The 26,035-nt window shown below is 68.1% G+C and carries 28 protein-coding genes; 14 read left to right on the forward strand and 14 right to left on the reverse strand.

The features are described from left to right. The 6 genes from GKO32_RS39190 to GKO32_RS19740 form a co-directional block, all read right to left on the reverse strand. The coding region (locus GKO32_RS39190) for an FAD-dependent oxidoreductase (protein ID WP_312868187.1) at positions 1-170 on the reverse strand (170 nt) is incomplete at its 3' end. After that, entirely contained in the window at positions 167-838 is a 672-nt protein-coding gene (locus GKO32_RS19720; protein WP_154758363.1) for a class I SAM-dependent methyltransferase, read from the reverse strand. The genes GKO32_RS19720 and GKO32_RS39190, both read right to left, overlap by 4 nt. Further along, the gene (locus GKO32_RS19725; protein WP_312868165.1) at positions 835-1,140 is read right to left on the reverse strand and encodes a lycopene cyclase domain-containing protein; all 306 of its coding nucleotides are present in this window, start codon (positions 1,138-1,140) and stop codon (positions 835-837) included. Before GKO32_RS19725 ends, GKO32_RS19720 begins: the two co-directional genes overlap by 4 nt. Continuing rightward, a complete protein-coding gene (locus GKO32_RS19730; RefSeq protein ID WP_154758364.1) occupies positions 1,137-1,442 on the reverse strand; it encodes a lycopene cyclase domain-containing protein in 306 nt (101 codons plus the stop codon). Before GKO32_RS19730 ends, GKO32_RS19725 begins: the two co-directional genes overlap by 4 nt. Positions 1,443-1,459: 17 nt before the next feature. Continuing rightward, positions 1,460-2,383 (reverse strand): phytoene/squalene synthase family protein, encoded by a 924-nt coding sequence (locus GKO32_RS19735; RefSeq protein ID WP_154758365.1) that lies wholly within the window; start codon positions 2,381-2,383, stop codon positions 1,460-1,462. Positions 2,384-2,459: 76 nt separating this feature from the next. Beyond that, entirely contained in the window at positions 2,460-3,035 is a 576-nt protein-coding gene (locus GKO32_RS19740) for a TetR/AcrR family transcriptional regulator (RefSeq protein WP_312868166.1), read from the reverse strand. Between the two features lie 84 nt (positions 3,036-3,119). On the opposite strand from GKO32_RS19740, the gene GKO32_RS19745 reads away from it, so the two are divergent. Further along, on the forward strand, positions 3,120-4,001 hold the full coding sequence (locus GKO32_RS19745; RefSeq protein ID WP_154758366.1) for an aldo/keto reductase: 882 nt from the start codon (positions 3,120-3,122) through the stop codon (positions 3,999-4,001). A gap of 39 nt (positions 4,002-4,040) precedes the next feature. Here the strand turns inward: GKO32_RS19745 and GKO32_RS19750 are convergent, their stop codons facing one another. Beyond that, positions 4,041-4,541 (reverse strand): SRPBCC domain-containing protein, encoded by a 501-nt coding sequence (locus GKO32_RS19750; RefSeq protein ID WP_154758367.1) that lies wholly within the window; start codon positions 4,539-4,541, stop codon positions 4,041-4,043. Beyond that, positions 4,538-4,858 (reverse strand): ArsR/SmtB family transcription factor, encoded by a 321-nt coding sequence (locus GKO32_RS19755; RefSeq protein ID WP_312868167.1) that lies wholly within the window; start codon positions 4,856-4,858, stop codon positions 4,538-4,540. The genes GKO32_RS19750 and GKO32_RS19755 overlap by 4 nt, the downstream gene beginning before the upstream one ends. 46 nt (positions 4,859-4,904) lie before the next feature. Here GKO32_RS19755 and GKO32_RS19760 point away from each other — a divergent pair, with 46 nt between their 5' ends. Beyond that, positions 4,905-6,380: a flavin-containing monooxygenase gene (locus GKO32_RS19760; protein WP_154758368.1), complete on the forward strand. Its 1,476-nt coding sequence runs from the start codon at positions 4,905-4,907 to the stop codon at positions 6,378-6,380. Positions 6,381-6,437: 57 nt separating this feature from the next. Beyond that, positions 6,438-8,462, forward strand: a complete 2,025-nt coding sequence (locus tag GKO32_RS19765) for an AMP-binding protein (RefSeq protein WP_154758369.1) — start codon at positions 6,438-6,440, stop codon at positions 8,460-8,462. 22 nt (positions 8,463-8,484) lie between these two features. On the opposite strand, the gene ligD is transcribed toward GKO32_RS19765, so the two are convergent. The 5 genes from ligD to GKO32_RS39865 all read right to left on the reverse strand — a co-directional run bounded on the left by ligD (position 8,485) and on the right by GKO32_RS39865 (position 11,729). Then, on the reverse strand, positions 8,485-9,414 hold the full coding sequence (ligD, locus tag GKO32_RS19770; protein ID WP_154758370.1) for a non-homologous end-joining DNA ligase: 930 nt from the start codon (positions 9,412-9,414) through the stop codon (positions 8,485-8,487). A gap of 59 nt (positions 9,415-9,473) precedes the next feature. Further along, positions 9,474-10,412 carry a sigma-70 family RNA polymerase sigma factor gene (locus GKO32_RS19775; protein ID WP_154758371.1) on the reverse strand — a complete coding sequence of 313 codons (939 nt, stop codon included), beginning with the start codon at positions 10,410-10,412 and terminating at the stop codon, positions 9,474-9,476. A 77-nt stretch (positions 10,413-10,489) separates the two neighbouring features. After that, complete coding sequence (locus tag GKO32_RS19780; protein WP_312868168.1) at positions 10,490-11,068, reverse strand: TetR/AcrR family transcriptional regulator; 579 nt, start codon at positions 11,066-11,068, stop codon at positions 10,490-10,492. After that, complete coding sequence (locus GKO32_RS19785; RefSeq protein WP_154758372.1) at positions 11,065-11,550, reverse strand: GNAT family N-acetyltransferase; 486 nt, start codon at positions 11,548-11,550, stop codon at positions 11,065-11,067. The genes GKO32_RS19780 and GKO32_RS19785 overlap by 4 nt, the downstream gene beginning before the upstream one ends. A 53-nt stretch (positions 11,551-11,603) precedes the next feature. Further along, positions 11,604-11,729 carry a hypothetical protein gene (locus GKO32_RS39865; protein WP_281353898.1) on the reverse strand — a complete coding sequence of 42 codons (126 nt, stop codon included), beginning with the start codon at positions 11,727-11,729 and terminating at the stop codon, positions 11,604-11,606. Between the two features lie 126 nt (positions 11,730-11,855). Here GKO32_RS39865 and dinB point away from each other — a divergent pair, with 126 nt between their 5' ends. Further along, entirely contained in the window at positions 11,856-13,052 is a 1,197-nt protein-coding gene (dinB, locus tag GKO32_RS19790; protein WP_154758373.1) for a DNA polymerase IV, read from the forward strand. A gap of 90 nt (positions 13,053-13,142) precedes the next feature. Here dinB and GKO32_RS19795 read toward each other — a convergent pair whose 3' ends face one another. Continuing rightward, positions 13,143-14,930: a sigma-54-dependent Fis family transcriptional regulator gene (locus GKO32_RS19795; RefSeq protein WP_312868169.1), complete on the reverse strand. Its 1,788-nt coding sequence runs from the start codon at positions 14,928-14,930 to the stop codon at positions 13,143-13,145. A 113-nt stretch (positions 14,931-15,043) separates the two neighbouring features. On the opposite strand from GKO32_RS19795, the gene GKO32_RS19800 reads away from it, so the two are divergent. The 10 genes from GKO32_RS19800 (at position 15,044) to GKO32_RS19845 (ending at position 25,917) form a co-directional block, all read left to right on the forward strand. Beyond that, the gene (locus GKO32_RS19800) at positions 15,044-15,274 is read left to right on the forward strand and encodes a hypothetical protein (RefSeq protein ID WP_154758374.1); all 231 of its coding nucleotides are present in this window, start codon (positions 15,044-15,046) and stop codon (positions 15,272-15,274) included. Between the two features lie 117 nt (positions 15,275-15,391). After that, the gene (locus tag GKO32_RS19805; RefSeq protein WP_154758375.1) at positions 15,392-17,044 is read left to right on the forward strand and encodes a ferritin family protein; all 1,653 of its coding nucleotides are present in this window, start codon (positions 15,392-15,394) and stop codon (positions 17,042-17,044) included. A gap of 64 nt (positions 17,045-17,108) precedes the next feature. Beyond that, positions 17,109-18,146, forward strand: a complete 1,038-nt coding sequence (locus GKO32_RS19810; RefSeq protein ID WP_154758376.1) for an FAD-binding oxidoreductase — start codon at positions 17,109-17,111, stop codon at positions 18,144-18,146. A 4-nt stretch (positions 18,147-18,150) separates the two neighbouring features. After that, positions 18,151-19,338 carry a ferritin family protein gene (locus GKO32_RS19815; RefSeq protein WP_154758377.1) on the forward strand — a complete coding sequence of 396 codons (1,188 nt, stop codon included), beginning with the start codon at positions 18,151-18,153 and terminating at the stop codon, positions 19,336-19,338. Further along, positions 19,335-19,706: a propane 2-monooxygenase effector subunit MimD gene (gene mimD / locus GKO32_RS19820; RefSeq protein ID WP_312868170.1), complete on the forward strand. Its 372-nt coding sequence runs from the start codon at positions 19,335-19,337 to the stop codon at positions 19,704-19,706. Before GKO32_RS19815 ends, mimD begins: the two co-directional genes overlap by 4 nt. A gap of 111 nt (positions 19,707-19,817) precedes the next feature. Next, positions 19,818-20,855, forward strand: coding sequence for an amidohydrolase family protein (locus GKO32_RS19825; RefSeq protein WP_154758378.1), 1,038 nt, complete (start codon positions 19,818-19,820; stop codon positions 20,853-20,855). After that, positions 20,852-21,559: an iron-sulfur cluster assembly protein gene (locus GKO32_RS19830; RefSeq protein WP_154758379.1), complete on the forward strand. Its 708-nt coding sequence runs from the start codon at positions 20,852-20,854 to the stop codon at positions 21,557-21,559. Before GKO32_RS19825 ends, GKO32_RS19830 begins: the two co-directional genes overlap by 4 nt. A 108-nt stretch (positions 21,560-21,667) precedes the next feature. Continuing rightward, the gene (locus tag GKO32_RS19835) at positions 21,668-22,693 is read left to right on the forward strand and encodes an NAD(P)-dependent alcohol dehydrogenase (RefSeq protein WP_154758380.1); all 1,026 of its coding nucleotides are present in this window, start codon (positions 21,668-21,670) and stop codon (positions 22,691-22,693) included. A 16-nt stretch (positions 22,694-22,709) separates the two neighbouring features. Then, on the forward strand, positions 22,710-24,401 hold the full coding sequence (groL, locus tag GKO32_RS19840) for a chaperonin GroEL (protein ID WP_154758381.1): 1,692 nt from the start codon (positions 22,710-22,712) through the stop codon (positions 24,399-24,401). A gap of 166 nt (positions 24,402-24,567) precedes the next feature. Then, positions 24,568-25,917, forward strand: coding sequence for a chitinase (locus GKO32_RS19845; RefSeq protein ID WP_154758382.1), 1,350 nt, complete (start codon positions 24,568-24,570; stop codon positions 25,915-25,917). Positions 25,918-26,035 lie beyond the last annotated feature (118 nt).

Genomic DNA, 26,035 nt, shown 5'->3' on the forward strand with positions numbered 1-26,035 from the left:
CCCCAGTACGGCTCACGTTCGAACAGTTCGACCTCGACGCCGCGCTCGGCGAGCGCGGTCGCCGCGGTCAGCCCGGCGATCCCGCCACCGACCACGGCGACGCGTTTGCGTCCCGGCACCCGCTCATGCCCGCCGGGCGCCTCGACCCGGACGCGCCGGGAGTCCCTCACGGTTTGCCCGCGCGGAAGGTGTGCACGATGCCGCGCTGCCAGCCGGTCATCGTGCGCGTGTGCACGCGCCCGAACCCGGCCCCGCGCAGCCGTCCGGCGAGCGCGGTCGCCCCGTCGAAGTCCCGCACGCTGCGCCACAGGTACCGGTAGAGCCCCGCGTCACCGGACACGACCCGGCCCAACGGGATGATCACCGACCAGCACACCGCGTGCCAGATCAGCCGCGCCCGCCGGCTGTCGGCGACGCTGTAGTCGTGCACGACGAGCACCCCGCCCGGGCGCAACAGGGCGAACATCGCGGCGAGCGTGGTGTCCGGATCGGGCAGGTTCCGGATGAGATACGCGGCGAAGATCGCGTCGAACGGCCCGTCGAGGGCCACGTCCTCGATCCGGCTGTGCACGAAGCGCACCGTGTCCGGCCAGGGTTTCCGCCTCGCTTCGGCGAGCATGCCCGCCGAGCCGTCCACCCCGACGATCTCCGCGCCCGGCACGACGCGCAGCAACGCGCTCGTCGACGCGCCCGTGCCGCACCCGGCGTCGAGAACCCGCTTCGCGTCAACGGGAATCGCCGCGGCCGAGCGCCGCAGGTGCGCGTGATACCCGGGGTTGAGGCCGACGAGCCGGTCGTAGGCGCGGGCTCCGCGATCGAACGCCGCCGCGAGGGTCATGTGGTTTTCCTTCCGCGAAGCCAAAGCAGCAGGGTGAGCGTGACGAGACTGAAGCCGAACAGGTAGTCCTCGACCGGGATGTCGAACGGGAACCGCAGCCCCGTCAGCTGGTCCGGCTCGTACCGGACGATGGGCGCGGACAGTTTCGTCAGCCAGCCGTCGGCGAGAACCTGGAACGCCACCACGATGACCATGGAAATCCAGTACCCGGGGCGGCGGAACAGGCCCGTGCGCAGCCAGCACAACTCGACCGCGACCACGGCCGGTACCGACAGGACCGCGGGCAGCGTGTAGCCGATCACCGCAGCATCCGCTCCACGGTCTCGAACGTCAGCAGCCCGCACACCGGGATCACCAGGAAGAACAACGCCTCCTCCAGCGGCACGCCGAACGGCAGCGTGACGCCGAGGAGAAAGCGTGGGTTGTAGTTCCACACCCCGCCCGCGATGGCCAGCACGTCCCACACCAGGAACACCGCGGCGGCCGGGAGCACGGCCCGAGCCAGCCGCGCCGGCTGCCGGTACACGCGTGACCCGGTCAGCTCCAGTGGCAGCGTCACGACCAGGCACGCGGCCAGCAGGAGCAGGTACTGCCAGTGATCCATTCCCCTTGCCTTCCCGTTCAGCCCGCGGCCCGTGCCCACAGCGCGCGAGCCGCCGCTCCGCCGGCCAGCGCCAGCCGCCGCCCGCCGCCGACCTTCGCCCGCACCGCGAACACGTTGTGCCCGTGGTCCTCGATGCGGTCGAGGATGCGAGCGTAAAGGCTGAACGCCGTCGCCACACACGGGCGCGACACGGGGTCGAGCAGCGCGATCCCCGGCCGGGCGCGCCGGTACACCGAGCGGGTGACCGCGATCTGGTGGGCGAGTGCGCGCCGCACCCGCGAATCGGCCTCTCCGCTCCGGCGGCACCGGAGGAGCAGCTCCCGGTCGACGCCGAACGCACGCAGTTCGTCGGCCGGCAGGTACACACGGCCGCGGTCGAGGTCCTCGGCGACGTCGCGCAGGAAGTTGGTCAGCTGGAACGCTTCCCCGAGCGCCGCGGCGTAGGGCGCGGCCTCGGCCGGGTCGGTGACGGTGCCCAGGACCGGCAGCAACTGCAGCCCGATGACCTCCGCGGACCCGTGCACGTAGCGGTGCAGGCTTTCCCGGTCCGGGTAACCGGTGACGGTCAGGTCCATCCGCATCGACTCCAGGAACGCCGCGTGCAGTCCCGGGTCGATGCCGAACCGGTTCGTCGTGTCGATCACCGCGGCCAGCACCGGATGCGCCGAGCGCCCGGTGCGCAGTCCCTCCGCCAGCTCGGCCTGGACCCGCTTGAGGCTTTCCGCCACGTCGGCTCCGGGCTCGGGGTGGTCGACGAGATCGTCGGTGTAGCGGGCAAATCCGTACAACGCGTGGATCGCGGGACGCTGGCGGGGACGCAGCAGCCGGGTCGCCAGGAAGTAGGTGCGCCCGTGCTCGGCGTTGAGCGTGCGGCATTGCGTGTACGCCGCGCGCAGCCACGGGTCGGTGATGCGCGCCGCCGCGAGTTCTCGCCGGGACAAGGGCCGCTCCTGGGAATGAGGGGTCTGTCCTCATGATCCCTGCCCCGGCGTGCGGCGGCAGTACGGGGAGTCCGCGTCAGGACGGTGACTTCGGCGGAGCGGTGCGGAGCCCATCGACGAGCAGGTCCAGCTGCCGTCCGGCTTGAGTGCGGTCTTCGGCGGTGAGGAAGATGCCGGCCAACGTGGCGACGACGTCCTCGACCCGCACGTCCGCTCGCAACGTGCCCGCGTGCACACCGGCGGTGATCAGGCTGCCCACCGCGGCGGTAAGGGCCGCTTTCGCATCGCCGGACGGGACGGTGCCCACGGGGATCGCTGTCGCGCGGGTCTTGGCCATGCCGTGCTTGACGGCGACGAACCCGGCGTAGAAGTCCATCCACCTCCGTAACGCGACCACGGGTTCGTGCTCGTCCAGCAGCGGTTTTACCCGCGCGCACAGCTCTTCCCGTTCGGCGCGGAACACCGCGTCGACCAGTGCTTCCCGGGTCGGGTAGTTCCGGTACACCGTGCCCACACCCAAGCCCGCTTCGCGGGCCAGCGCCTCGATCGACGGCATCCGGCCGCTGAGAAAGGCGGCTCGTGCGGCGGCAAGTAAGCGCTCGCGGTTGCGCCGGGCATCGGCCCGTGCGGGGGATCGATCACCAGCCGGCACAAGCGGAATCCCTTCCGGTTATTCTTCGTTGCGGAAGGCCTTCCGCTTATCGTGAACCTACCCGAACGTCAGGAGCGTCCGCCATTGACAGCCATCAACGCGTCGTCACCACGCAACCCCCCGAGCGGCCTTGCCCGCCTGAACGCACGATCCATCGCCCGGATCGGCTACGGCGCGATGCAGCTCGAGCACGGCGACGACGAGTCCGCCCACGCTGTACTGCGCCGCGCCGTGGAGCTGGGCGTCGAACACATCGACACGGCCCAGTTCTACGGGGCGGGGCGGGTGAACGAACGCATCCGCGCCGCCCTGCACCCGTACCCGGAGCGGCTCGTGCTGGTCAGCAAGATCGGCGCCACGAGCGATCCGGACGGTGAGTACGGGCTGCGCCCGGCGCAGCGGCCCGCCGAGATGCGGGCCGCGGTCGAGGACAACCTGCGCTCGCTGCGCCTCGAACGCCTCGAAGTGGTCAACTTCTATCCGATGTACCGGACCGACGGGGTGCCCGCCGCCCAGCGGGTGGACTTCGACGACCAGCTCGCCGAGCTGATCGCCCTGCGGGACGCGGGAAAGATCGGCGGTTTCGGGCTCAGTCACATCGGTGCGGATGACCTGTACCGCGCGCTGCCCGCCGGCGTCATCTGCGTCCAGAACAGCTACAGCATCGTCGACCGCTCGGCCGAACCGCTGCTGCGGATCTGCCGCGAGCACGACATCGCGTGGGTGCCCTACTTTCCGCTCGGGTCGGGGTTTCCCGGCCTGCCGAGGGTCACCGGCCAGGCCGCGGTCAGAACGGTCGCCACGCGGCTGGGCGTGACCCCCGCCCAGGTCGGGCTCGCCTGGATCCTCACCCGCAGTCCTCAGGCGCTGCTCATCCCCGGTACCCGCACGGTCGCGCACCTCGAAGAAAATCTCGCCGCGGGCAGGGTAACCCTCGACGAGGAGTCGCTGAGCATTCTGGAGTGACGACGGTGGCCGCCCCCCCGCGGGCGGCCACCGCCTCCCTCAGTCCGCGAGGATCTTTCCCGTCTCCAGCAACGATTTCAGGTCGCTGAGGATCCACGGCCAGCCGCCGCCGGCACCCTCCTGCTCGCCGGCGCCGTCCACCATGGCGGCCAGTTTCGGCATGCCGTCGAGCTCGTGCACGACGGTGAGTTTCGTCCCGCCCGCGGTCGCGGCCAGTTCGTAGGTCAGCGTGCTGAAACCCTCCTCGGCGACACCGGGGTCCATCAGCATCCGCCAGGTCAGCACCAGTCTGTGTGGTGGCGTCGCCTCGACGACCTCGCCGTCGATGATCACGTCGGGAATCGGGAAACCCTGCTCTTTCGACGCGTCGATCATCGACTGGCTCGGCCGGGTGCCGAACTTCGCGCCCGGCGTCAGGTCGTAGTCGGTGAGCCCGCCGTACCCGTAGCGGTCCGTCCACTCCGGCTTGGTGATGGCTTCCCACACCTTCTGGGGCGCGGCCTTGATGTAGATCCGGTGCACCTGTGTCGTGGTGGTCATGGTTCCCTCTCCAGTTCTTCCTTGAGCTCCGTCAGCGCCGCGGCTTGGCGCTCGGTGTACTTGTCGATCCACCGGTCGTGGATCGACCGGATCGGCACCGGGTTGAGAAAGTGCAGCTTCTCCCGCCCGGACCGGCGTGTGACCACGAGATCGGCGTCCTCGAGCACCTTGAGGTGCTTCGCCACGCCGAACCGGGTCATCTCCAACTCGGACTCCAGCTCGGTGAGCGTGCGGCCGTCACGCGCGAACAGCAGATCGAGCAGGAAGCGACGAGTGGGGTCCGCGAGTGCCTTGAACACCCGGTCGTCGTCGTTCACCGAGCCAGAATAGGTGACCGGAAGGTCACATGTCTACCTTGGACGTATGACACGCGAGCATGCCGACGTTCTCATCATCGGAGCCGGGCTGGCCGGCGTCGGCGCCGCGTGCCGGCTGCGGGACGAGGCGCCCGGCAAGACGTTCGTCGTCCTCGAGGCGCGCGGCGCGGTCGGTGGCACCTGGGATCTGTTCCGCTACCCGGGCATCCGCTCCGACTCGGACATGTTCACCCTCGCCTATGATTTCCGGCCGTGGACCCAGGTACAGTCCATTGTCGACGGTGACGCGATCCGTGGGTACATCCGCGAAACCGCGGCGCAGTACGGCATCGAGGACCGGATCCGCCTTCACCACAAGGTGGTCCGGGTCGAGTGGTCCAGTGAGAGTGCACAGTGGACGGTGCACGCGGTGCGCTCGGACACCGGCGAGAACGTGGAGTTCACCTGTGGCTTCCTGTTCTGCAACACCGGGTACTACGACTACGACGAGGGCTACACCCCGGATTTCCCTGGTGTGGAACGCTTTCGCGGCACAGTGGTGCACCCGCAGCACTGGCCCGAGCACCTCGACTACGCGGGCAAGCGCGTCCTCGTGATCGGCAGCGGCGCGACGGCGGTCACGCTCGTCCCGGCGCTCGCGGAGCATGCCGCGCACGTGACGATGGTGCAGCGTTCGCCGGGCTACCTGCTGGCCCTGCCCACCGCCGACCCGCTCGACGGGAAGCTGTACCGGTTTCTCCCCGCCCGGCTCGCCGTTCCGATCGTGCGCTGGCGGCACGCGCTGCTGACCGGGTTCGCCTACCAGGTCAGCCGGCGCCTGCCGGGAGTGGTGAAAAAGGTGCTGCGCCGGCGCATCGAGCGGCAGCTGCCGCCGGGCTACGACATCGATCGCCACTTCACCCCGCGGTACGAGCCGTGGGACCAGCGCCTGTGCATCGCACGGGACGCCGACCTGTTTCGTGCCCTGCGCGCCGGCACGGCTTCCATTGTCACGGACCGGATCGAAACGTTCACCGAGCGCGGTATCCGGCTGGAATCGGGACAGGAACAGGAAGCCGACATCGTGGTGACCGCGACCGGGCTGAACCTGCTCGTCGCCGGCGGGATCACGTTCACCGTGGACGGTGAGGCCGTCGATTTCAGCAAAACGGTGGAGTACAAGGGAATGATGTTCTCCGGGGTGCCCAACTTCGCGCTCACGGTCGGCTACACCAATACCTCCTGGACACTCAAGGCCGATCTGGTCGCGCATTACGTGACCCGGCTGCTGCGTCATATGGACACGCGCGGTTACCAGGTGTGCCTGCCTGTCGCCCCGCCCGGAAAGCTGCCCAGCGCGCCGTTCATCGATCTGCAATCCGGATATGTGCTGCGCAGTGCCGCGAAACTGCCACGGCAGGGAGCGGCGAGGCCGTGGCGGCTGCACCAGAACTACCCGCGTGACGTGCTGTTCTTGCGCCTCGGCCCGATCGAGGACGAGGGTGTGGTCTTCTCACAGGTGGCCACCGAAGTGGCCGTTTGACCATTTTTCCGCACGTTTCGTTGACCCCCGGCTATGGACACCTCTAGGTTCGGCGGAATGGCGGATTGCGTGAGCTTCGACCTCATTGTCGGGCACCCGCGGGCCGATCTTTGGCCCGTCATCACCAACCCCGAACTCTATCCACGATTCTTCCGCGGTGTCGGCGCGTGCGAACGGATCGCCACCGAGGGCCGTGGCGCGCGCTACCGGATGCGGCTGGGTGTGTGCGGGCCGCCGGCCGAGCACGAGTGGCGGGTGTTGCTCAGCCGCCGCGGCGAGCAGTTCGTGCTGGACTGCGAACCAGGCGGGCAGGGCAGCGTCTCGGTGAAGCTGGCCGACGCCGGCGGCAGGCAAACCCGCGTCCAGTGCATGTTCTTTCTCCCGCCGGGCTCGCGGGCGACGGCGGCCGAGCTCAAGGAGTGGATCACCGACGGGCTCGACCGGGTCGGCCGCAGCCTCAAGGGGATCGGTGAACCCCTGCCGCCGGAACGCACGCCGTCGACCCTGCAGGTGGCGAACGTGCTGGTACAGGCCGGGATCCTGACCACGGCCCGCCCCGACCGGCTGGTCCGCCAGCTGCGTGCGGCCGTGAAATGGGGCGCGACGCTGGCCGGCGGGTACACCTCGGCCGCGTTGCGCTCGCCGAAAGCGCTTTCTCTGATCGACGAGAAAGGCCCGCGGTGGAGCTTCCTCGACCTCGCCGACCGGACCGACCGGCTGGCGTCGGTGCTGCGCAAGATGGGCGCCGCGCCGGACAACAAGGTCGCCGTGCTCGCCCGCAACTCCAGCGCGCTGATCCAGACCCTCGTCGCGTGCGGCAAGCTCGGCGTCGACGCCGTCCTGCTCAACACCGGCCTCGCCGAACCGCAGGTGCTCGAAGGGGTCCACAACAACAACGTCCGCATCGTCGTCGCGGACCCCGAGTTCACCTCGCTGCTGAAAAACCTGCCGCACACCGTCGCGTGGGTGCCCACCGACGCCCTCGACCCGCTGATCGACCGTCACCCGTCGGGGCCGAAGCTGGCGCCGCCCGCCACGACCGGCCGGCTCGTCGTGCTCACGTCGGGCACGACCGGTAACCCGAAAGGCGCGAAGCGGCCGACGCCGAAGGGCCTGTCCGCGGTCGTCGCGCTGCTGTCGCGGGTCCCGTTGCGCAGTCTCGACCGCATCCTCGTGTCCACCCCGCTGTTCCACACCTGGGGGCTGGCGGCGGTGCAGATCGGGATGCCGCTGCGGGCCACTCTCGTGTTGCAGCGGAAGTTCGACGCCGAGGAATGCCTGCGGATGATCGAGGAATCGCGGTGCACGGCGATGTTCGTGGTACCGGTGATGCTGCAACGGATCATGGCGCTGCCGCCGGAGGTCCGGGCCCGCTACGACACTTCGAGCCTGCGCGTCGTGATCAGCAGCGGCTCGGCGATGCCGGCGTCACTCGTCATCGGGTTCATGGACGCGTTCGGTGACGTGCTTTACAACTTCTACGGCTCGACCGAGGTGTCCGCGGCCGCGATCGCCGCCCCCGAGGACCTTCGCGCTTCGCCGACCACCGCGGGCTATCCGCCGCTGGGTTCGCGGCTGGCGATCCTCGGGCCGAACGGGGAACCGTTGCCACCGGGGGAGATCGGCTGGATCTACGTGGGCAACGACATGCTGTTCGACGGCTACACCGACGGCAGCGGCCGCAACGTCCGGCACAACCTGATGGACACCGGCGACCGTGGCTACCTCGACGCCGACGGCCGCCTGTTCATCGCGGGCCGGGACGACGACATGATCATCTCCGGTGGGGAGAACGTGTTCCCGCGCCCGGTCGAGGAGGCACTGTCCACCCTGCCCGGCGTATTGGACACGGCGGTGATCGGGGTGCCGGACCCGGAGTTCGGCCAGCGTCTGGTCGCCTACCTGGTGGCACATCCGCACGCCGGCCTCGACGAACGTGTCGTGCGTGACTTCCTGCGCCACCGGGTGGCGCGCTTCGAGATGCCCCGCGAGGTGCGTTTCGTGGCGGACCTGCCGCGCACCCAGACCGGCAAGGTGCTCAAACGGCTCCTGCTCGAAGACGGCTGGCTCGCCGGGACGTAGTCGACTGTCCCTTGTGGACGCGTCAGTCGAGCCCGTCGCGATCGGCCCACTCCAGCAGGGTTTCCAGTGAGTACACCGCGTCGTCGATCCCCTCGTGCAGGTCGCCGAGTTTCGCGAACCGGTGCGGCACCGTCGCTATCGTGCAGTCACCCGGTTCGACGTCGTCCACTTCGTCCCACGCGATGGGCGTCGACACCGTCGCCTCAGGCACGCCACGGACCGAGTACGCGCTGGCGATCGTGTGATCGCGCGTGTTCTGGTTGTAGTCGACGAAAACCTTGGCGGGGTCACGATCTTTGCGCCACCACGTGGTCGTCGCGTCCTGCGGGGCGCGCCGCTCCACCTCCATCGCGAAGGCGAGCGCGGCCCGGCGGACTTCCTGGAAACCCCAGCGCGGCTCGATGCGGACATACACGTGCAGCCCGTCACCGCCGGAGGTTTTCGGCCAGCCGGTCGCGCCGAGCTCGTCGAGAACCTCGCGCGCGAGATGCGCAACCCGGCGTACCCGCGCGAAATCCGCCTCCGGGCCGGGATCGAGGTCGATCCGCCACTCGTCGGGCCGTTCGGTGTCCGCGCGGCGCGAGTTCCACGGGTGAAACTCCACAGTGGACATCTGGACCGCCCAGATGACACTGGCCGGCTCGGTCACGCACAGCTCGTCGGCGTGCCGGTTGTAGCGCGGGAAGTGCACGCGCACGGTCTCCAGCCACGGTGGTGCCCCGCCGGGGATCCGTTTCTGGTGCACCTTCTCGCCGCTGACCCCGGACGGGAAGCGGTGCAGCATGCACGGGCGTTCCCGCAGCGCGCGCACGATCCCGTCGCCGACCGCGAGGTAGTAGCGGGCGAGGTCGAGCTTCGTCTCGCCACGCGCCGGAAAATACACGCGCTGCGGGTTCGAGATGCGCACGGTCCGCTCGCCGACCTCGAGTTCCACCGCCGGATCCTTGCCCATGGTCGAAATCTAACCCGCGAGCGCTCAACTCGCCCCCCACGAACGGCCGAGTTGAGCGGTTAGGCGACGGGGAGGAGCGCCTCGCGACGGCCGGGGGCGCGTAGTTCCGACAGCGCATCCTGTTCCAGACGCCGCGCCTGCGAGCGGGTCACCCCGACCTGGTCGGCGGCCTGCTGCAGGGTCCGTTGACGGCCGTCGTCCAGGCCGTACCGCAGCGAGATCACCCTCTTCGCCAGCGGCGGCAGACTGTCCAGCGCGTCGTCGAGCAGCCGCGACGTCATCTCGCGCGCGATCGTGTCCGCGACCGGATCCTCGTCGGCGCCTCCGATGAGGTCACCGAGCGCCACCTCGCCGTCCCCGATCGGCACGTCCAGGCTCGTCGTCACCTTCGCCACCCGCTTCAACTCGACGACCCGGGCCAGCGGCAACGACGACGCCTCCGCCAGCTCCTCCATCGTCGGGTCGTGGTCGGCGTCCGCCCGCAGCGCGTTTTCCGCCCGCTCCAGCTTCACCAGCTGGTCACTCGTGTGCTCGGGCACCCGGATCGCCCGGCTGTTGAACGCGATCCCGCGCTGCATCGCCTGGCGGATCCACCACATCGCGTAGGTGGAGAACTTGTAACCCTTGGTGTAGTCGAACTTTTCCACCGCGTGGATCAGCCCGAGGTTGCCCTCCTGCACCAGATCCAGCAACGGCACCGACCGCTCGCGCCGCTTGCGTGCCGCGGCCACCACCAGCCGCAGGTTCGCCTCGATCATGTGGTCCTTCGCGCGCTGACCGTCACGGACGACCAGTTCCAGGTCGCGCCGTCCGGTGGCCGGCTCCTGCTCACCGGCGTCCGCGCGGCGAAGCAGCTCCGCGGCGTACACGCCCGCTTCGATCCGCTTGGCGAGTTCCACCTCCTCGGTCGCCGTCAGCAGCGGAACCGCGCCGATCGCGTCGAGGTAGTCACGCACGGAATCCGGCTCCTCCGTACGCCGGTCCGTCCTTCTCGCCATGATCATCACCCCCTTCCGGAGCATTCCGTCTGCTTCAACGGACAAAGCATGTCCGGAATTCCATTGGGTGGGAACGCTCAGGCGACCGCGGCGTCGAGGAGGGGAGCGAGTTCGCCGGCGACGGCGTCCAGCGGGGCGAGGTCGTGGTGGGCGCGGGCCAGTACGATCGCGCCCTCCAGCGAGCTGATCATGAGCAGCGCCAGGGAGAGGCTGCGTTCCGGCGGGACGCCCATCCGCCGCAGCTCCTCGGCGACCGGTTCCTGCCAGGCCTCGAACGCCGCGCTGACCGCCGCCCGCAACCGCTCGCTGGCCGCCGCGGTGTCGGCCGTCGTGGCGACCAGCGGGCAGCCCCCGGCGTACCCGAGCTTCGTGAACTCGTCGCGCCATTGCCCGACCATCGCGGCGTACAGCTTGCCCGGCGACGGTTCCTCGAGCGACGCGGCGTAGCGGCGGACCCGGCGGGCGGCGTAGGCCCCGGCCCACGCGAGCGCCTCGTCGACGAGCTGTTCCTTGCCGCCGGGAAAGTAGTGCTGCAGCGAACCGCGTGGCGCCTCGGCGTGCTCGACGACCTCACGCATGCCGGTCCCGCTCACCCCCTGTACCCGGATCAGCTGCGCGGCGCTGAACACCATGCGCTCTCGCGGTGACTTCGTCACCCGGCCACCTCCTCCATGACGCGCGTCATGCTAGCCGCTCCGGGTAACCGCAGTTCGAATTCCCGCGAGCCGTCGGCTGAGGAGATGTGCCGGAATCCTTGCCGCGCCAGGAATGCGAGCGCCGCGTCGTTGCCGGCGCGGGCGGTCGCGTACACCGTGTGCCCGGCCCAGTGGCCCGAGCACCACACCGTCTCGGCGAGGCGTGTCCCGACGCCCTGGCGCTGCCACGGGTCGGCCACCAGCAAGCCCAGCTCGGCCACGCCGGGTGCCGCGGCCGCCACGTTGAGCAGGCCGGCCGGGTGGTCACCGGCCCAGGCCACCAGTGCCTCACCGGTCAGCAGGAACTTCCGGTAACGGCACCAGATGTCCCGAGGGTCCGGCTCGCCACCCAGAAAGAAGCGCTGCCGCAGGCTGTTCGCCGAGCAGGTGGTCAGCAACCGCTCGACTGCGCCCGGGGCCGCCGGTGTTATGACAATCGGCATGACGTCCAGTAGAGCAGAAACCCGGGCCGTTCGCCATGACGATCGTCATAGGATCATTCGCGGCCGCGGACGATCGTCGGCTCGAACTCCAGCTCCTCATCGACCGGCTCGACAGCTTCGGCAGGTTCGGGGATTTCGGCTTCCAGTGGGCTCGGCTGTCGCGGCGTGATGATGTCCATGCAGACTTCAATACCCGCGCGACCGCGTTCGCAAGAAGAGGTTGGCTTCAACCCAGGGGAAAACCGCCGGATCGGGGGCGGACGGTTCGCGCGCGGCCCGGGATTGTCGTCCCTGTATGCGAACATATGTTCGTGTCGAATGAAGGGCCGATCCTGCACGCCGATCTCGATTCGTTCTACGCGTCGGTCGAGCAGCGGGACGACGCGAGCCTGCGCGGCCGCCCGGTCATCGTGGGCGGCGGTGTCGTACTGGCCGCGAGCTACGAGGCCAAGGCGTTCGGGGTGCGCACGGCGATGACCGGCGGGCTCGCGCGAACACTGTGCCCGCAGGCCATCGTGGTGCGCCCACGGATGGCGGCTTACGCCGAGGCGAGCAAGGCGGTGTTCGGCGTGTTCGAGCGGACAACGCCACTGGTCGAGGGGTTGTCGATCGACGAGGCGTTCCTCGACGTGGGCGGACTCGCCCGGATTTCCGGTTCGCCGAGCCGGATCGCGGCGGATCTGCGGCGGGCGGTGGCCGAACAGGTCGGGCTGCGGATCACCGTCGGTGTGGCGCGTACGAAGTTTCTCGCGAAGGTTGCGAGCGGGGTCGCGAAGCCCGATGGCCTGCTCGTCGTGCCGCATGACGGGGAGCTGGCGTTCCTGCACCCGCTGCCGGTCGAGCGGTTGTGGGGCGTCGGCCAGGTGACGGCGGGCAAGCTGCGGCGGCGGGGTATCACGACGGTCGGCGAGGTGGCGCGGCTGGGGGAGGCCACGCTGGTGTCGATGCTGGGCCGCGCGTCGGGGCGGCATCTGCATGCGCTGGCGCACAACAGGGATCCGCGTCCGGTACAGACGGGACGGCGGCGCCGGTCGATGGGCGCGCAGCGGGCGCTGGGGCGCCGGCGGCGGTCGGCGGAGGAGCTGGACGCCGTGCTCGCCGCGCTGACCGACCGGCTGGCGCGGCGGCTGCGCGCGGCGAAGCGAGTGTGCCGAACGGTCACGTTGCGGTTGCGGTTCGCCGATTTCAGCCGTGCCACGCGGTCACACACGCTCCGCGACCCGACCGCCGGCACGGCGGCCATCCTCACGACGGCGCGTGGCCTGCTGGCCGCCGCCCGGTCCATGATCGAGGACGACGGGCTGACCCTGCTGGGCCTCACTCTGTCCAATTTGGACAATGACGGTGCGGTGCAGTTGATGCTTCCTTTCGACGGTGCCGAAACCGGTGCCCTGGACGCCACCCTCGACGAGGTCCGCACCCGCTTCGGCGCCACAGCGGTCACCCGCGCCATGCTCCTCGGCCAAGCGGAGGGCCCGACGGTGCCACTGCTCCCGGACTGAGCCGCACACTGCGCGCCGCCACGGCACCGGTTCGTGCGATGCGAGCGTCACGGCCGGCCGCGCCGGTTGAGGTGGCCGACACGATGCGGGTCACCGGTCGGCGGTGACGATGCCGTACTCGTGGATCTTGCGGTAGATCGTCGCGCGGGAAATGCCCAGCAGCTTCGCGGCGCGCACCTTGTTGCCGCCGGCGTCCTCGAGGCTCCGCACGATCGCGTCCCGCTCCACCGCCTCGAACCGGTTGAGCGGTCGCCGGGTGAGCGTGTGGTACTCCGCCGGCAGGTCGGTCGGCACGATCGTGCCGGTGCGGCGGCGCTGGCCGATCTGCTTGAGCACGCCGCACAGCTGCCGGACATTGCCCGGCCAGCCCGCGCGCATCAGCAGGTGCAGGGCCGCGGGGGAGCAGGTCAGCTGCCCGCCCCCGGCGAGCCGGGACAGCATCAACGGCACCAGCTCGGCCAGGTCCTCCGCATGCCGCCGCAGCGGCGGCACGGTCACCGTGCGCGGGAACAGCGCCAGCAGCCCAGGATCGGCGTCGGTGTCCGCGGACACGGTGACCGTCACCCAGGTGCTGCTCGGCGCCTGCTTCAGCACGGACACCAGCGTCCGCACGTCCGGCGCCGCGAGGCGGTCGACGTGCCGGATCACCAGGGTGTCCACCGGGTCCTCGACCAGCTCGCGGAGTAGATCGTCGTGCCAGTCGGCGGTCACCCGCGCCGCGTCGAGCGTGTGCAGCCGGCCGGCAGGATTGCGCCGCTGGTGCACTCCGCGGGCGAGGGTGAACTTGCCGGTGCCGGGCTCACCCGCGAGCACGAGCCACTCGCCGCGGCTGAAGCTCGCGTCCACATCGTGGCTCGCGCGCAGCCACGGGGCCGCCGAGCCGACCACGCCGGGCAGGAACATCGGCACCATCGGCAGCGAGGACTGGCCGGGTGTGGTGTCATCGGCCTCGATGAGTTTCACCGAAAGCACCCCGCCCGCGATGTCGCCGTCGCGGTGGCCCTTGACCCGGCGGCACACCGCGCGCACCTTGCTGCCGCTGGAAAGGACGATCGTCACCGTCGCGCGGCGGGCTTCGGCCAGCTCGTGCTGGGCCCGGCTGAGCAGCAACGTCTGGTCGGCGGGAGCGAGCAGTTGCCGCGCGCTGTCGTTCATCATCACGATGTCCTTGTTGAAGGCCATCACGATGCCCGTGGTGCGGCGGCAGGCCTGCAGGTAAGCCTGGAACAGCACCAGCTCGCGCAGGTCGCTGTGGGTGAGCAGGGCTTGGCGCACCTGCTCGGCCGTCGTGCGCGCGAGCGCGACCAGCAGCCCGCCGGCGTCCTTGCGCCAGCACGTCAGGTCGACCGCGCCGATCGTCTTGCCGGTGATCGGATGCTGGATCGGCACGCCGGCGCAGGCCAGGTTCTCCAGGTGCTCGGCGTAATGCTCGTGACCGAACACGTAGCTGGGGCGGCCGTCTTCGAGTGCGGTGCCGATGCCGTTGGTGCCGACGAAGCGCTCGCCGTAGCTGTAGCCGGGCACCAGCTCGACATGTTCCAGATGCCGGTGCAGGTCGGTGTCCCCGGTCCGCTGGCTCACCACGATGCCGGTGGGATCGGTGAGAATCAGGCTGATCGGCTGTCCTTCGAGCTGGTCACCCAGCCGTTCCAGGACCGGCGCGGCACCGCGGATCAGGGGCGTGTCGAGGTTCTGCTCGCCGGTGTAGGGCAGGTCGATGCGGTCCGCGGGAACGTGGAACTCGCGCGAGCGCCACCACGAGGCCAGGATCGCCTCACGCACCTGGTCGGGCCCCACAGGTTCCGAGGTCAGGAACCGTTCCCGGGTCCGGGCCAGGCCTTCGTCGTCGGGCAGGATCGCGGTCGTGACACGGTCCACTGGGCCTCCCGGCAGATCGTTGTGTCGCGCATTCCAGACTAGGCCAATCGGACGCTTCACCGTGTCTCAAATTGAGACACGCCGGCCGTCGCGCACGGCTGTCTCATGGACACATGGCCGACGAGACGTACAACCCGTGGACCGTCGTCAACGTGGTCTTTCACCACCTGGTGGAGCAGGGACTGCACCCCGAACTCGGCGAGGGCGGCCATCCGGGTGACCCTGCCGCCGAGCTGCTGCGTGCGTTCGGGATCCAGCCCCATGTCGAGGGCGATGCGCGGGTGCACGACAAGGTCCGGCAACAGCTCGCGGACCTGCGCGAGCGGATGCTCGGCGAGCAATGAACCGGGTGTCTCAAATTGAGACCCGCGTCACATCGACGGGGCCTTGTAATCGTCCCATAAGACGTGTGCCCACGCGCCGAACCTGAACTCGCCCGCGATCACGGGTAAGGAGCCGCAATGAGCCGTCAGAGCGTGGCGAAAGCCCACCAGAAAATCCAGGAACTCTCCTGGGAGCCGGCCTATCACGAGCCGGTGTCCCAGTACGGGACCGACTACACCTTCCGCAAGGCCAAGAAGAAGGACCCGTTGAAGCAGGTGCTGCGGTCCTACTTCCCGATGCAGGAGGAAAAGGACCACCGGGTCTACGGTGCCGAGGACGGTGCCATCCGCGGCAACATGTTCCGGCAGGTTCAGGAACGCTGGCTGGAATGGCAGAAACTGTTCCTGTCGATCATCCCGCTGCCGGAGATCTCCGCGGCGCGGGCGATGCCGCTGCTGTTCCGCACCGTTCCCAACCCGGAGCTGCACAACGGACAGGCCATCCAGATGATCGACGAGGTACGGCACTCGACGATCCAGCAGAACCTCAAGCGCCTGTACATGAACAACTACATCGACCCCGCCGGCTTCAACTCGAGCCTGCGCAACTTCCAGAACGACTACTGCGGCACGATCGGCCGCCAGTTCGCGGAAGGGTTCATCACCGGTGACGCGATCACCGCGGCGAGCATCTACCTGACGATCGTCGCCGAAACCGCCTTCACCAACACCCTGTTCGTCGCGATGCCCGCCGAGGCCGCCGCCAACGGCGACTACCTGCTGCCGACGGTGTTCCACTCGGTGCAGTCCGACGAGTCGCGGCACATCTCCAACGGGTACGCGACGCTGCTGATGGCGCTGTCCGACGAAAGCAACCACCAGCTACTCGAACGCGACCTGCGCTACGCGTGGTGGAACAACCACGCCGTGGTGGACGCGGCGATCGGTACCTTCATCGAGTACGGCACCAAGGACCGCCGCAAGGAGCGCGAGAGCTACGCGGAGATGTGGCGCCGGTGGATCTACGACGACTACTACCGCAGTTACCTGGTGCCGCTGGAGAAGTACGGCCTGGTGATCCCGCACGACCTCATCGAGGAGGCGTGGAACCGGATCTGGAACAAGGGGTATGTGCACGAGGTGGCGCAGTTCTTCGCCACCGGGTGGCTCGCCAACTACTGGCGGATCGACCCGATGACCGACGAGGACTTCGAGTGGTTCGAGTACAAGTACCCCGGCTGGTACGACAAGTACGGAAAGTGGTGGGAGAACTACAACCGGCTGTCCGTCCCGAACGGACACAAGCCGATCGCGTTCGAGAACGTCGACTACGTGTACCCGCACCGCTGCTGGACCTGCATGGTGCCGTGCCTCATCCGCGAGGACATGGTCGTGGACAAAGTGGACGGTCAGTGGCGTACCTATTGTTCGGAGACCTGCCGCTGGACCGACGCCGAGGCGTTCCGGCCGACCTACCAGGGGCGCAGCACCCCGAACATGGGCCAGCTCATCGGTGCCCGGGAATGGGAAACCCTTTACCACGGCTGGAACTTCGCGGACATCGTGCAGGACATGGGCTACGTCCGTGACGACGGCAAGACCCTCGTCGCGCAGCCACACCTGGACCTCGACCCGAAGAAGATGTGGACGCTGGACCACCTGCGCAGGTGCCCGGAGTTCCCCAGCCCGAACGTGCTGCTCAACGAGATGACCGACGAACAGCGGTCCGCCTTCGTCGCCGACTACAACCGGCAGGGCCCGGCGGGGCGTCCCGCACCGGCCGAGGGCTGACGGTTGTGGACCGGGGAGGGCGCACGCGCCCTCCCCGCCTGTAGCGCCGATCGAAGGAGTCTCGTTGGCGGACAAGCATGTGGTGCGGTTCGAACCCGTGGGGATCGAGATCGAGGCGGACGAAGACCAGACGATTCTCCGCGCCGCCGCCGAGCAGGGCGTCATGCTGATGCACGGCTGCAAGGAAGGCCAGTGCGCCTCCTGCAAATCCTTCATTCTCGACGGCGATGACGTCGAGCACGACCGGTACTCCACCTTCGCGCTGCCCGATTTCGAAAAGGAGGAGGGATACACCCTGCTGTGCCGGGCACACGCCTACGAGGACCTCACGATCGAGCTGCTCAACTACGACGAGGAGATGATCCACTCCGGACTCCCGATCCAGCAGGCGGTCGTCGAGGTGGTCTCGAAGGACCGTGTCACCCACGACATGCGGCATCTGATCGTGCGGCTGGTGGAGCCGGAAACGGTGAAGTTCTTTCCGGGGCAGTATCTGGACTTCTCGGTGCCCGGCACCGGCGAGACCCGGTCGTTCTCGATGGCGAACACGTCCTCGCGGGAAGGCGGGCGGCTCGAGTTCGTCATCAAGTGCTATCCGGATGGGCTGTTCTCGAACTTCCTCGACACGCGCCTGGAAGTCGGGGACCGGCTGGACGTGACCGGACCGTTCGGGGTGTTCACCTTGCGGGACAACCCGGACGCGGATCTGGTGTTCATCGGCGGGGGCGCCGGTATGGCGCCGATCCTGGCGTTGCTGCGCTCGATGGCCGAGCGCGGTATCGAGCGGAAGACGACCTTCTACTACGGCGCGCGGCGTCGCAAGGACCTCTGTTTCGAGGAGGAACTTCGCGCGCTGGAGGAGAAGCTGGCCGATTTCCGTTACGTACCAGCACTGTCCGAACCGGACGGTGAGGACTGGGACGGGGAGACCGGGTTGATCACCGACGTGCTGCGCCGGTGCGAAACCGGTCTCGACGGTGCCGACGCGTATGTGTGCGGGCCGCCACCGATGGTGGAGGCGGCGCTGGAACTACTGCCCGCCTTGGGTGTGGCTGAGAAACGAGTCTTCTACGACAAGTTCACGACGACGGGTGAGGGATAACGAAATGTCAGCTCCGACAACTGGGTCGACCACCCAAGAACGCAGCGTGCCGAAGCCTGTTTTCACCGACGCCGAGGCGGGCGCTAAACAGTTCCCGGACTCGCAGCTGCGGCGGTTCAACTACTTCAACCCGGCCAAGCGCAAGCAGAGCCACTACGAGGACGTGACCGTCGAGGTTCAGCCGGATCCGCGGCACTATCTCACCCAGGGCTGGCTGTACGGCTTCGCCGACGGCCGCGGCGGATACCCGCTGGAGTGGACGAAACTGAAGGCATGGGGCACGGACCGGCCGGTGCCCGAGCGGTACCCGGGTTCCGGCGGCAAGGGCTATGACTGGCCGGCGCTCGGCTGGCACGAGTTCCGTGACCCCAACGAGGAATGGGAGCTCACCCTCTACCGCTACAACGCCAACGTGGTCCGCCAGCTCAACCAGAACGTCGACGCGGCACGCCAGTCCAAGGCGTTCGAGCAGTGGAACCGCAACTGGGTGCACTTCGTGGCACAGCACGTCGGCGCGTGGATGCACGTGGACCACGGACTTGGTCTGTACCTGTTCGCCAACGCCAACCGGCGTGCGCCGACCAACATGCACAACAACGCGATCTCGGTGAACAGCATGCACCGGATCCGGGCCGCACAGGACCTGGCGCTGTACAACCTGACCCTGTCCGAGGAGATCGAGGACTTCGACGGCGGCGCGCATCTCGTGACCTGGAACGAAGATCCGGCGTGGCAAGGCGTACGGGAGGTCGCCGAGCAGCTGACCGGGATCGACGACTGGTGCGAGGCGATCTTCGCCGCCAACGTCGTGTTCGAGCCGTTGGTGGGCGAGTTGTTCCGCAGCAACCTGGTGCAGCAGGCGGCACCGGCCAACGGCGACTTCGTGACACCGACCCTGATCGGCGCCGAGGAGTTCGACTACGCCGAGCGCGACCTGCGCTACACCCGCGTGATGTTCGATTTGCTGGTCAACGACAAGGAGTTCGCCGAGCACAACCGGGCGCTGTTGCACGAGTGGCTCGGCACGTGGGTGCCACGGTGCATTCGCGCCGCGCGGACGCTGCAACCGTTGTGGTCGCAGCCCGACGCCAAACCCCGGCGCTTCGAAGACGGTCTCGACCGTGCGAAGAGCCGCTTCGGCGGCATCCTGTCCGATCTGGGTCTGCAAGCACCGAAGGAGCTGGCGCAGTGACCACGTTCAAGACGGCCGAGAGCCCCTACAAGTCCGACAACACCGCCTCCAACAGGTGCGGTTTCACGCTGATGAACAACCAAGTCGGCGTGATCGTCGCCGAGGTGCTGGAGAAACTGCCCAACGTCACCATCACCCACCTGCCTTCGATGATCCGGGTGGACGGTCAGAACAGGTTCGACGTGGTGTACGCCGACGTCGACGAGGCCGCCGGTGAGGAGGAAGGCTGGTTCAACGCGGCCGAGTTCGAGGAGAGCATGTCCACCCACTACGGCCGGATGGTGCACCTCGACGACCGCACGATCATGTTCGCCAACCCCGAGGACGCGGCCGAGTATCTCGACTTCGACCTCAAGCCCATCCGTTAAAACCATGCTGAGCGTGGCTTGCGTGGCGGCGTGGGCAGCAGAGTGCCGGTTAACGGCCCACAGCAAGCGGCTCCGCCGCTTCAACAAGACGATCGAAAGGGGGTCAACCCGATGTACGAGAAGGATGGCGAGAAGTACTTCGTCGTCGACGGGCACACCCATTTCTGGGACGCGAGCCCGGAGAACTGGGTACCGGGACAGGAAGAGTACGCCAAAGGCTGGATCGAGTGCTTCCACGCCTACCAGGGGCTCGGTCCACAGGACACGCACTGGCCGATCGACCGGTTCCAGAAGTACTCCGAGGAACTGATGATGCACGACCTGTTCGAGGTCGGGCACGTGGACAAGGCGATTTTCCAGCCGACGAACCTGCGGCAGTGGTACATCAACGGCTTCAACACCACCGAGTCCGACGGCGCGATGGCCGAGCGGCACCCCGGAAAGTTCCTGGTGAACACCACGTTCGACCCGCGTGAGGGCGACGCCGGGATGCGGGCCTTCGAAGAGCGGGTCAAGCGTTACGGCTGCAAGGGTGTCAAGCTCTACACCGCCGAATGGCGCGGGGACTCGCGGGGCTGGAACTTGAAGGACCCGGAAGCCGCGCGGTATCTGGAAAAGTGTGAGGAGCTGGGCGTCAAGAACATCCACGTCCACAAGGGACCGACGATCTGGCCGCTGGACAAGGACGCCTTCGATGTGTCCGATGTGGACTATGTCGCGACGAACTTCCAGGGGCTCAACTTCATCGTCGAGCACGTCGGCCTGCCACGGATCGAGGACTTCTGCTTCATGGCGACGCAGGAGCGCAACGTCTACGCGGGCCTGGCGGTGGTCATCGGCGGGCTGATGCACGCCCGGCCGAAGTTCTTCGCGAAGGTCATGGGCGAGCTGATGTTCTGGCTCGGTGAAGACAAGCTGATCTTCGGTGCCGACTACGCGATCTGGGAACCGAAGTGGCAGGTCGAAGGGTTCGTCGACTGGAACATGCCCTCGGACGAGGAGCTGTCGGACTTCCCGCCGCTGACCGTGGCGCAGAAGAAGAAGATTCTCGGGCTCAACGCCGCGCGGCTGTACGGCATCGATGTGCCCGCGGAGCTTGACCTTCAGGCGCCGAAGGTCGTCGAGCCCGTCGGCGTGCCGAACCCATGACGGCACTGCACGAGCGGGGTGCCCGCGCCGGCTACGCCGAGGTGTGGTCGGCGCTGGGCACCGTCCGGGATCCGGAACTGGACGAACCGTTGACGGACCTGGGTTTTGTCGCGCGGTGCGAGGTTTCCGCCGGCAGAGCCCAGGTCCAGTTGCGGCTGCCGACGTATTTCTGCGCGCCGAACTTCGCCTTCCTGATGGTCGCGGACGCCTACGACGCGGTGTCCGCGGTGCCGGGCATCGAGGAAACCGAAGTCGTGCTGCAGGATCACTTCGCGGCCGAAGCCATCAACCGGGGCGTCGCGGCACGCTCTGGTTTCGTCGCTTCGTTCGAGGGTGAGGCCGTGGACGAGCTCGATTCGCTGCGCGCGGACTTCCTGCGCAAGGCGGTGCTCGCCGGGACCGACCGGGTATGCCGTGCACTGGTTTCCGCCGGGCTCGACACGGCGCGCCTGGCGGAGCTGACTCTCGGCGAGATACCGTCCACTGTGGACATTACCAGGCTGCGGGAGCGCCGCCACGAGCTGGGTTTGCCTGCCGGCGACGACGCTCCGCTGCTGATCGATCCCGGCAGCGGTACCGGTGTCGGCGCCGGGGATGTCAAGCGGCACCTGGCCTTCGCCCGCCTCACCCGCACCAGCATGGAGGCGAACTCGGGGGTGTGCCGCGGGATGTTGCGCGTCCGTTACCAGTCCGACCGGAAGTAGGCGGACACGGACCGCAGCCGATGCGCTTGTAGCACCCGTTTCCGCCGTGGCTGCCATCGGATTGGTAACAACAGCACAGTCGCAGATCGACAACGAGGAGGGTGCGGGATGAAAGCCGTCCGGCTGCACAAATACCACCAGCAGCCCGTCGTGGAACAGGTGCCGGAGCCGGCCGCGAAGGAACCCTTCGACGTGGTCGTCAAGATCGGCGGAGCCGGGGTGTGCCGGACCGATCTGCACATCATCGAGGAGCAGTGGGCGGAGAAGTCGGGGGTCACCCTGCCTTACACGATTGGGCACGAAAACGCGGGCTGGGTGCACGAAGTCGGTCCCGGAGTGTCCAATGTGGAGGTCGGTGACACGGTGATCCTGCACCCGACGCCGACCTGCGGGCTGTGTCATGCGTGCCGGGCCGGCAACGACATGCACTGCGAGAACAGCAGGTTTCCCGGCATCGACAGTGATGGCGGGATGGCCGAATACCTGCTCACCTCCGCACGGGCGTGCATCAAGCTCGACCCGGGAACGCAGCCAGCCGATGTCGCCGCGCTCGCGGACGCGGGCATCACGGCCTACCACGCCGTCCGCAAGGCCGTACCGCTGCTGTACCCGGGCACCGTATGTGTCGTCAACGGGGCCGGGGGACTGGGGCACATCGGTATCCAGTCGCTGAAAGCGCTGACCGCGACGAAGATCGTGGTGGTGGACCGCAACGCCGACGCGCTGAAGCTCGCGGCCGAACTGGGCGCGGACGAAACCGTGCCGGCGGACGGGAAACAGGTCGGCGCCGTGCTCGACCTGACCGGCGGCAACGGGGCCGAGGTCGTGCTCGACTTCGTCGCCGAGCAAGGCGCGCAGCAGGACGCGTTCGCGATGACGCGTGCGGGCGGCTCGCACTTCGTGATCGGCTATGGCAGCAACATCGACATTCCGACGATCGACATCATCTCCACCGAGCGGAACGTGGTGGGGAACCTGGTCGGCACCTACAACGATCTCGTCGAGCTGATGGTGCTGGCGCAGGCGGGAAAGGTGACCCTGCACACGAAGAAGTATCCGCTGGATGCCGCGCTCGACGCGCTGGCCGATCTCGACGCCGGTCACGTCCGCGGCCGCGCGATCCTGACCCCTTAAGCTGGAGGAGTAGGCGATGGCCAAAGAACTGCGGTTCGGTTCGGACGCCCGCGAGCTGCTGCTGTCCGGAGTGGACAAGCTCGCCGAGGCGGTCAAGTCCACGCTGGGCCCCAAGGGGCGCAACGTGATCATCGAGAAGATCACCGGCTCCCCGGTGGTGACCAACGACGGGGTCACCATCGCCCGCGAGATCCATTTGAAGAACCAGTTCGAGAACATGGGGGCGCAGCTGGTCAAGGAAGCGGCGATCAAGACGAACGACATCGTGGGCGACGGCACGACCACCGCGACGGTGCTCGCCCAGGCCATCGTGCGTGAGGGGATGAAGGCCATCGGCAGCGGCGGGAATCCGGTGCTGGTCAAGCGCGGGATCGACTATGCCGTCGCGAGGCTGGTGGAGCGCCTGGAAGAGGTGGCGCATCCTGTGGTGTCCGAAGCGGACTATGCGCGGGTCGCCGCCATCTCCGCCAACGACGACGACGTGGTCGGCGCCGTCATCGCCACGGCGTTGCACACCGTGGGTGAGGGCGGTGTGGTAACGGTCGAAGAGGCGCCGCAGATCGGGATGTCGGTGGACTTCGTCGAGGGCTTCGAGTTCGACAACGGTTACCTTTCGCCTTACCTGGTCACGGATCCGGGACGGCTGGAGGCCGTGCTCGACGACCCGTACATCCTGATGTGCGCGGAAAAGGTCACCAGCGTCCAGCAGCTGATGCCGGTGCTGGACAAGATCATGCGCGCACCGCGGCCACTCGTGCTGATCGCCGAAACCGTCGAGGGGTCGGCGCTGTCCATGCTGGTGCACAACCACGTCAACGGCACGTTCCAATCCGTCGCGGTGCGTGCGCCCGGGTTCGGGGACCGCCGGCTGCACAAGCTGGAGGACCTCGCGGCGGTCGTCGGCGGCTCTGTCCTTTCGCGACAGTCCTCGTTTTCCATGGAGACGATGACGCTCGAGCATCTCGGCCGCGCGAAGCAGGTCCGGGTGACCGAGAACATGACCACGATCGTCGGCGGTGCCGGTGGCCCCGCCGAGGTGGAGTTCCGCGTGAACCAGCTGCGTGCCGAGCTGGAGCGGGCGCAGTTCGGCATCGACGAGGACGTGCTGACCGAGCGGATCGGCGCGCTCACCGGCAAGGTCGCGATGATCCGGGTCGGCGCGGCCACCCCCTCGGAGCTCAAGGAGCTGCAGCACCGCGTGGAAGACGCGCTCTCGGCGACTCGCGCGGCGATGGCGGAGGGCATCGTCGCCGGTGGCGGCGCGGCTCTGCTGCACGCCGAAAAGGTCCTTGCCGGAGGAGAACTCGAAGGCGACTATGCGACCGGCGCCGAGATCGTGCGGCGGGCGTTGAGCGAGCCGGCGTTCCTCATCGCGCGGAACGCCGGCTACGCGGCGCACGAGGTGATCGAACACATCCGCCGGCTCGGTGACGACGACGGGTTCGACGCCTTGCTGGATCGCTACGGGAACATGATCGACATGGGCATCATCGACCCGTTGCGGGTGTGCCGCTCGGCCTTGCAGAACGGCGCCTCGGTCGCCGGGCTATTGCTCACCACGAACTCGCTGATCGCGGAGGAGCAGACGCCGTGGGGCGGCAGTCCCGCGCTGATGACCGAATACGGGCCGCTGGACGAGGGCCTGCGGCAGCCGTCACCGGACGCGAGCACCCCGCAGTCGCTCGGGCTGGGGCCGTCGGTCGGCTGAGCGTTATCTCGCGGCGCCGCCGGCGTGGGACTTCGGGTCTCACGCCGGCGGCATTTTCTTGCGCGGTCGTGAAGTCTGCACCGGATCGGCTCTTGTTTAGTTGGTTCAGACCATGCATACTTCGTTGTCACCAACAACAAACGTTGATCCGCTGGTGGTGACGCCGATGTCCCTCCGCACGTTGTTTCCGCTTCTTGCGGTCGTGGGTGCGCTCGTATTGACCGTCGTGTCCCCGTTCGCCGCGCAGGCGGCGACCGGGCAGATCACCGGCTACGGCGGCAAATGCGTCGACGTGGCGGGGGCCGCCACCGCGAACGGAACGCATGTCCAGCTCTACGACTGCAACGGTACGGCCGCGCAGCGGTGGACCACCGGCGACGGCACCGTCCGCGCGCTCGGCAAGTGCCTCGACGTCACCGGCGGCGCCACTGCCAACGGCGCCAAGGTCCAGCTGTATGACTGCAACGGCACGAGCGCGCAGAGCTGGACCTACAACAGTGGTACGAAAGCCTTGGTGCACAACGGATCCGGCAAGTGTCTCGACGACACCGACTGGAACACCGCGAACGGGACCCAGCTGCAGATCTGGGACTGTGCCGGCACGGCCAACCAGCAGTGGTCCGCGCCCGGCGGCACCGCCACGGGCGGGTCGATGGCCGTCGCGCCTTACCTTTACGAAGGCTGGGGAAACCCGCCGAATCCGGCCGACATCATGTCCGCCACCGGGGTCAAATGGTTCACCCTCGCGTTCGTGCTGTCCGGCGGCAGCTGCAACCCGCAATGGGACGGCGCGCGCCCGCTGACCGGGGGCGCGGACCAGTCGGCCGTCACCACGATCCGGGCCGGCGGCGGCGACGTGATCCCCTCCTTCGGCGGCTACAGCGGCAACAAGCTCGAACAGTCCTGCGGGAACGCGGGCGCGCTCGCCGGGGCGTACCAGGCCGTCATCAACGCGCTGGGCTTCAAGGCGATCGACATCGACCTCGAAGCCGACGCGTACAACGACCCCGCCGTGCAGCAGCGCACCGTGGACGCGCTCAAGACGATCCGCGCGAACAACGCGGGAATCAAGATCTACGTCACCATCGGCACTGGGCAGGCCGGCCCCGACACGAGCCTGATCAACCGGGCGGCCTCCTCCGGATTCGAGGCCGACGCATGGACGATCATGCCGTTCGACTTCGGTGGCGCCGGCCAGAACATGGGCACCCTGACCACGCAGGCGGCCGAAGGACTCAAGAACGCGTTGAAGAACGCGTACGGCTACAACGACGACACCGCTTACCGCCACAGCGGTATTTCATCGATGAACGGGATCACCGACCAGTCGGAGACCGTCACGGTGGGCGACTTCACCACGATCCTCGGCTACGCGAACGCGCATCACCTGGCGCGGCTCACTTTCTGGTCGGCGAACCGGGACCGCCCGTGCCCCGGCGGCCTGACCGACTCGTGCTCGGGCGTGGCACAGTCCAATTGGGACTACACCAGGGTCTTCGCCCAGTACGCCGGTTAGCCACCCATCACTTCTCCCTGACACGAAAGGTAATCAGTCACCCCATGGCGTGGGGCTCACCGGGTCGGCGGTGGGCCCCACTTCGCGTCGTCCGTCCATAGTGGACGTTAGGTGCGCC

The organism is Amycolatopsis pithecellobii (genome assembly GCF_009707865.1).
In the GTDB taxonomy this organism is placed as follows: Bacteria; Actinomycetota; Actinomycetes; order Mycobacteriales; family Pseudonocardiaceae; genus Amycolatopsis_E; species Amycolatopsis_E pithecellobii.

What these genes read in the sequence shown, in the direction of transcription:
- GKO32_RS39865 (WP_281353898.1), bottom strand. Translation starts at nt 11,729, where the DNA reads ATGGACATCATCACGCCGCGACAGCCGAGCCCACTGGAAGCCGAAATC.
- GKO32_RS19825 (WP_154758378.1), top strand. Translation starts at nt 19,818, where the DNA reads ATGTACGAGAAGGATGGCGAGAAGTACTTCGTCGTCGACGGGCACACC.
- GKO32_RS19800 (WP_154758374.1), top strand. Translation starts at nt 15,044, where the DNA reads ATGGCCGACGAGACGTACAACCCGTGGACCGTCGTCAACGTGGTCTTT.
- GKO32_RS19815 (WP_154758377.1), top strand. Translation starts at nt 18,151, where the DNA reads ATGTCAGCTCCGACAACTGGGTCGACCACCCAAGAACGCAGCGTGCCG.
- GKO32_RS19760 (WP_154758368.1), top strand. Translation starts at nt 4,905, where the DNA reads ATGACACGCGAGCATGCCGACGTTCTCATCATCGGAGCCGGGCTGGCC.
- GKO32_RS19830 (WP_154758379.1), top strand. Translation starts at nt 20,852, where the DNA reads ATGACGGCACTGCACGAGCGGGGTGCCCGCGCCGGCTACGCCGAGGTG.
- GKO32_RS19750 (WP_154758367.1), bottom strand. Translation starts at nt 4,541, where the DNA reads ATGACCACCACGACACAGGTGCACCGGATCTACATCAAGGCCGCGCCC.
- GKO32_RS19835 (WP_154758380.1), top strand. Translation starts at nt 21,668, where the DNA reads ATGAAAGCCGTCCGGCTGCACAAATACCACCAGCAGCCCGTCGTGGAA.
- GKO32_RS19785 (WP_154758372.1), bottom strand. Translation starts at nt 11,550, where the DNA reads ATGCCGATTGTCATAACACCGGCGGCCCCGGGCGCAGTCGAGCGGTTG.
- GKO32_RS19765 (WP_154758369.1), top strand. Translation starts at nt 6,438, where the DNA reads ATGGCGGATTGCGTGAGCTTCGACCTCATTGTCGGGCACCCGCGGGCC.
- GKO32_RS19805 (WP_154758375.1), top strand. Translation starts at nt 15,392, where the DNA reads ATGAGCCGTCAGAGCGTGGCGAAAGCCCACCAGAAAATCCAGGAACTC.
- groL (WP_154758381.1), top strand. Translation starts at nt 22,710, where the DNA reads ATGGCCAAAGAACTGCGGTTCGGTTCGGACGCCCGCGAGCTGCTGCTG.
- GKO32_RS19730 (WP_154758364.1), bottom strand. Translation starts at nt 1,442, where the DNA reads ATGGATCACTGGCAGTACCTGCTCCTGCTGGCCGCGTGCCTGGTCGTG.
- GKO32_RS19775 (WP_154758371.1), bottom strand. Translation starts at nt 10,412, where the DNA reads ATGGCGAGAAGGACGGACCGGCGTACGGAGGAGCCGGATTCCGTGCGT.
- GKO32_RS19720 (WP_154758363.1), bottom strand. Translation starts at nt 838, where the DNA reads ATGACCCTCGCGGCGGCGTTCGATCGCGGAGCCCGCGCCTACGACCGG.
- dinB (WP_154758373.1), top strand. Translation starts at nt 11,856, where the DNA reads ATGTTCGTGTCGAATGAAGGGCCGATCCTGCACGCCGATCTCGATTCG.
- ligD (WP_154758370.1), bottom strand. Translation starts at nt 9,414, where the DNA reads ATGGGCAAGGATCCGGCGGTGGAACTCGAGGTCGGCGAGCGGACCGTG.
- GKO32_RS19845 (WP_154758382.1), top strand. Translation starts at nt 24,568, where the DNA reads ATGTCCCTCCGCACGTTGTTTCCGCTTCTTGCGGTCGTGGGTGCGCTC.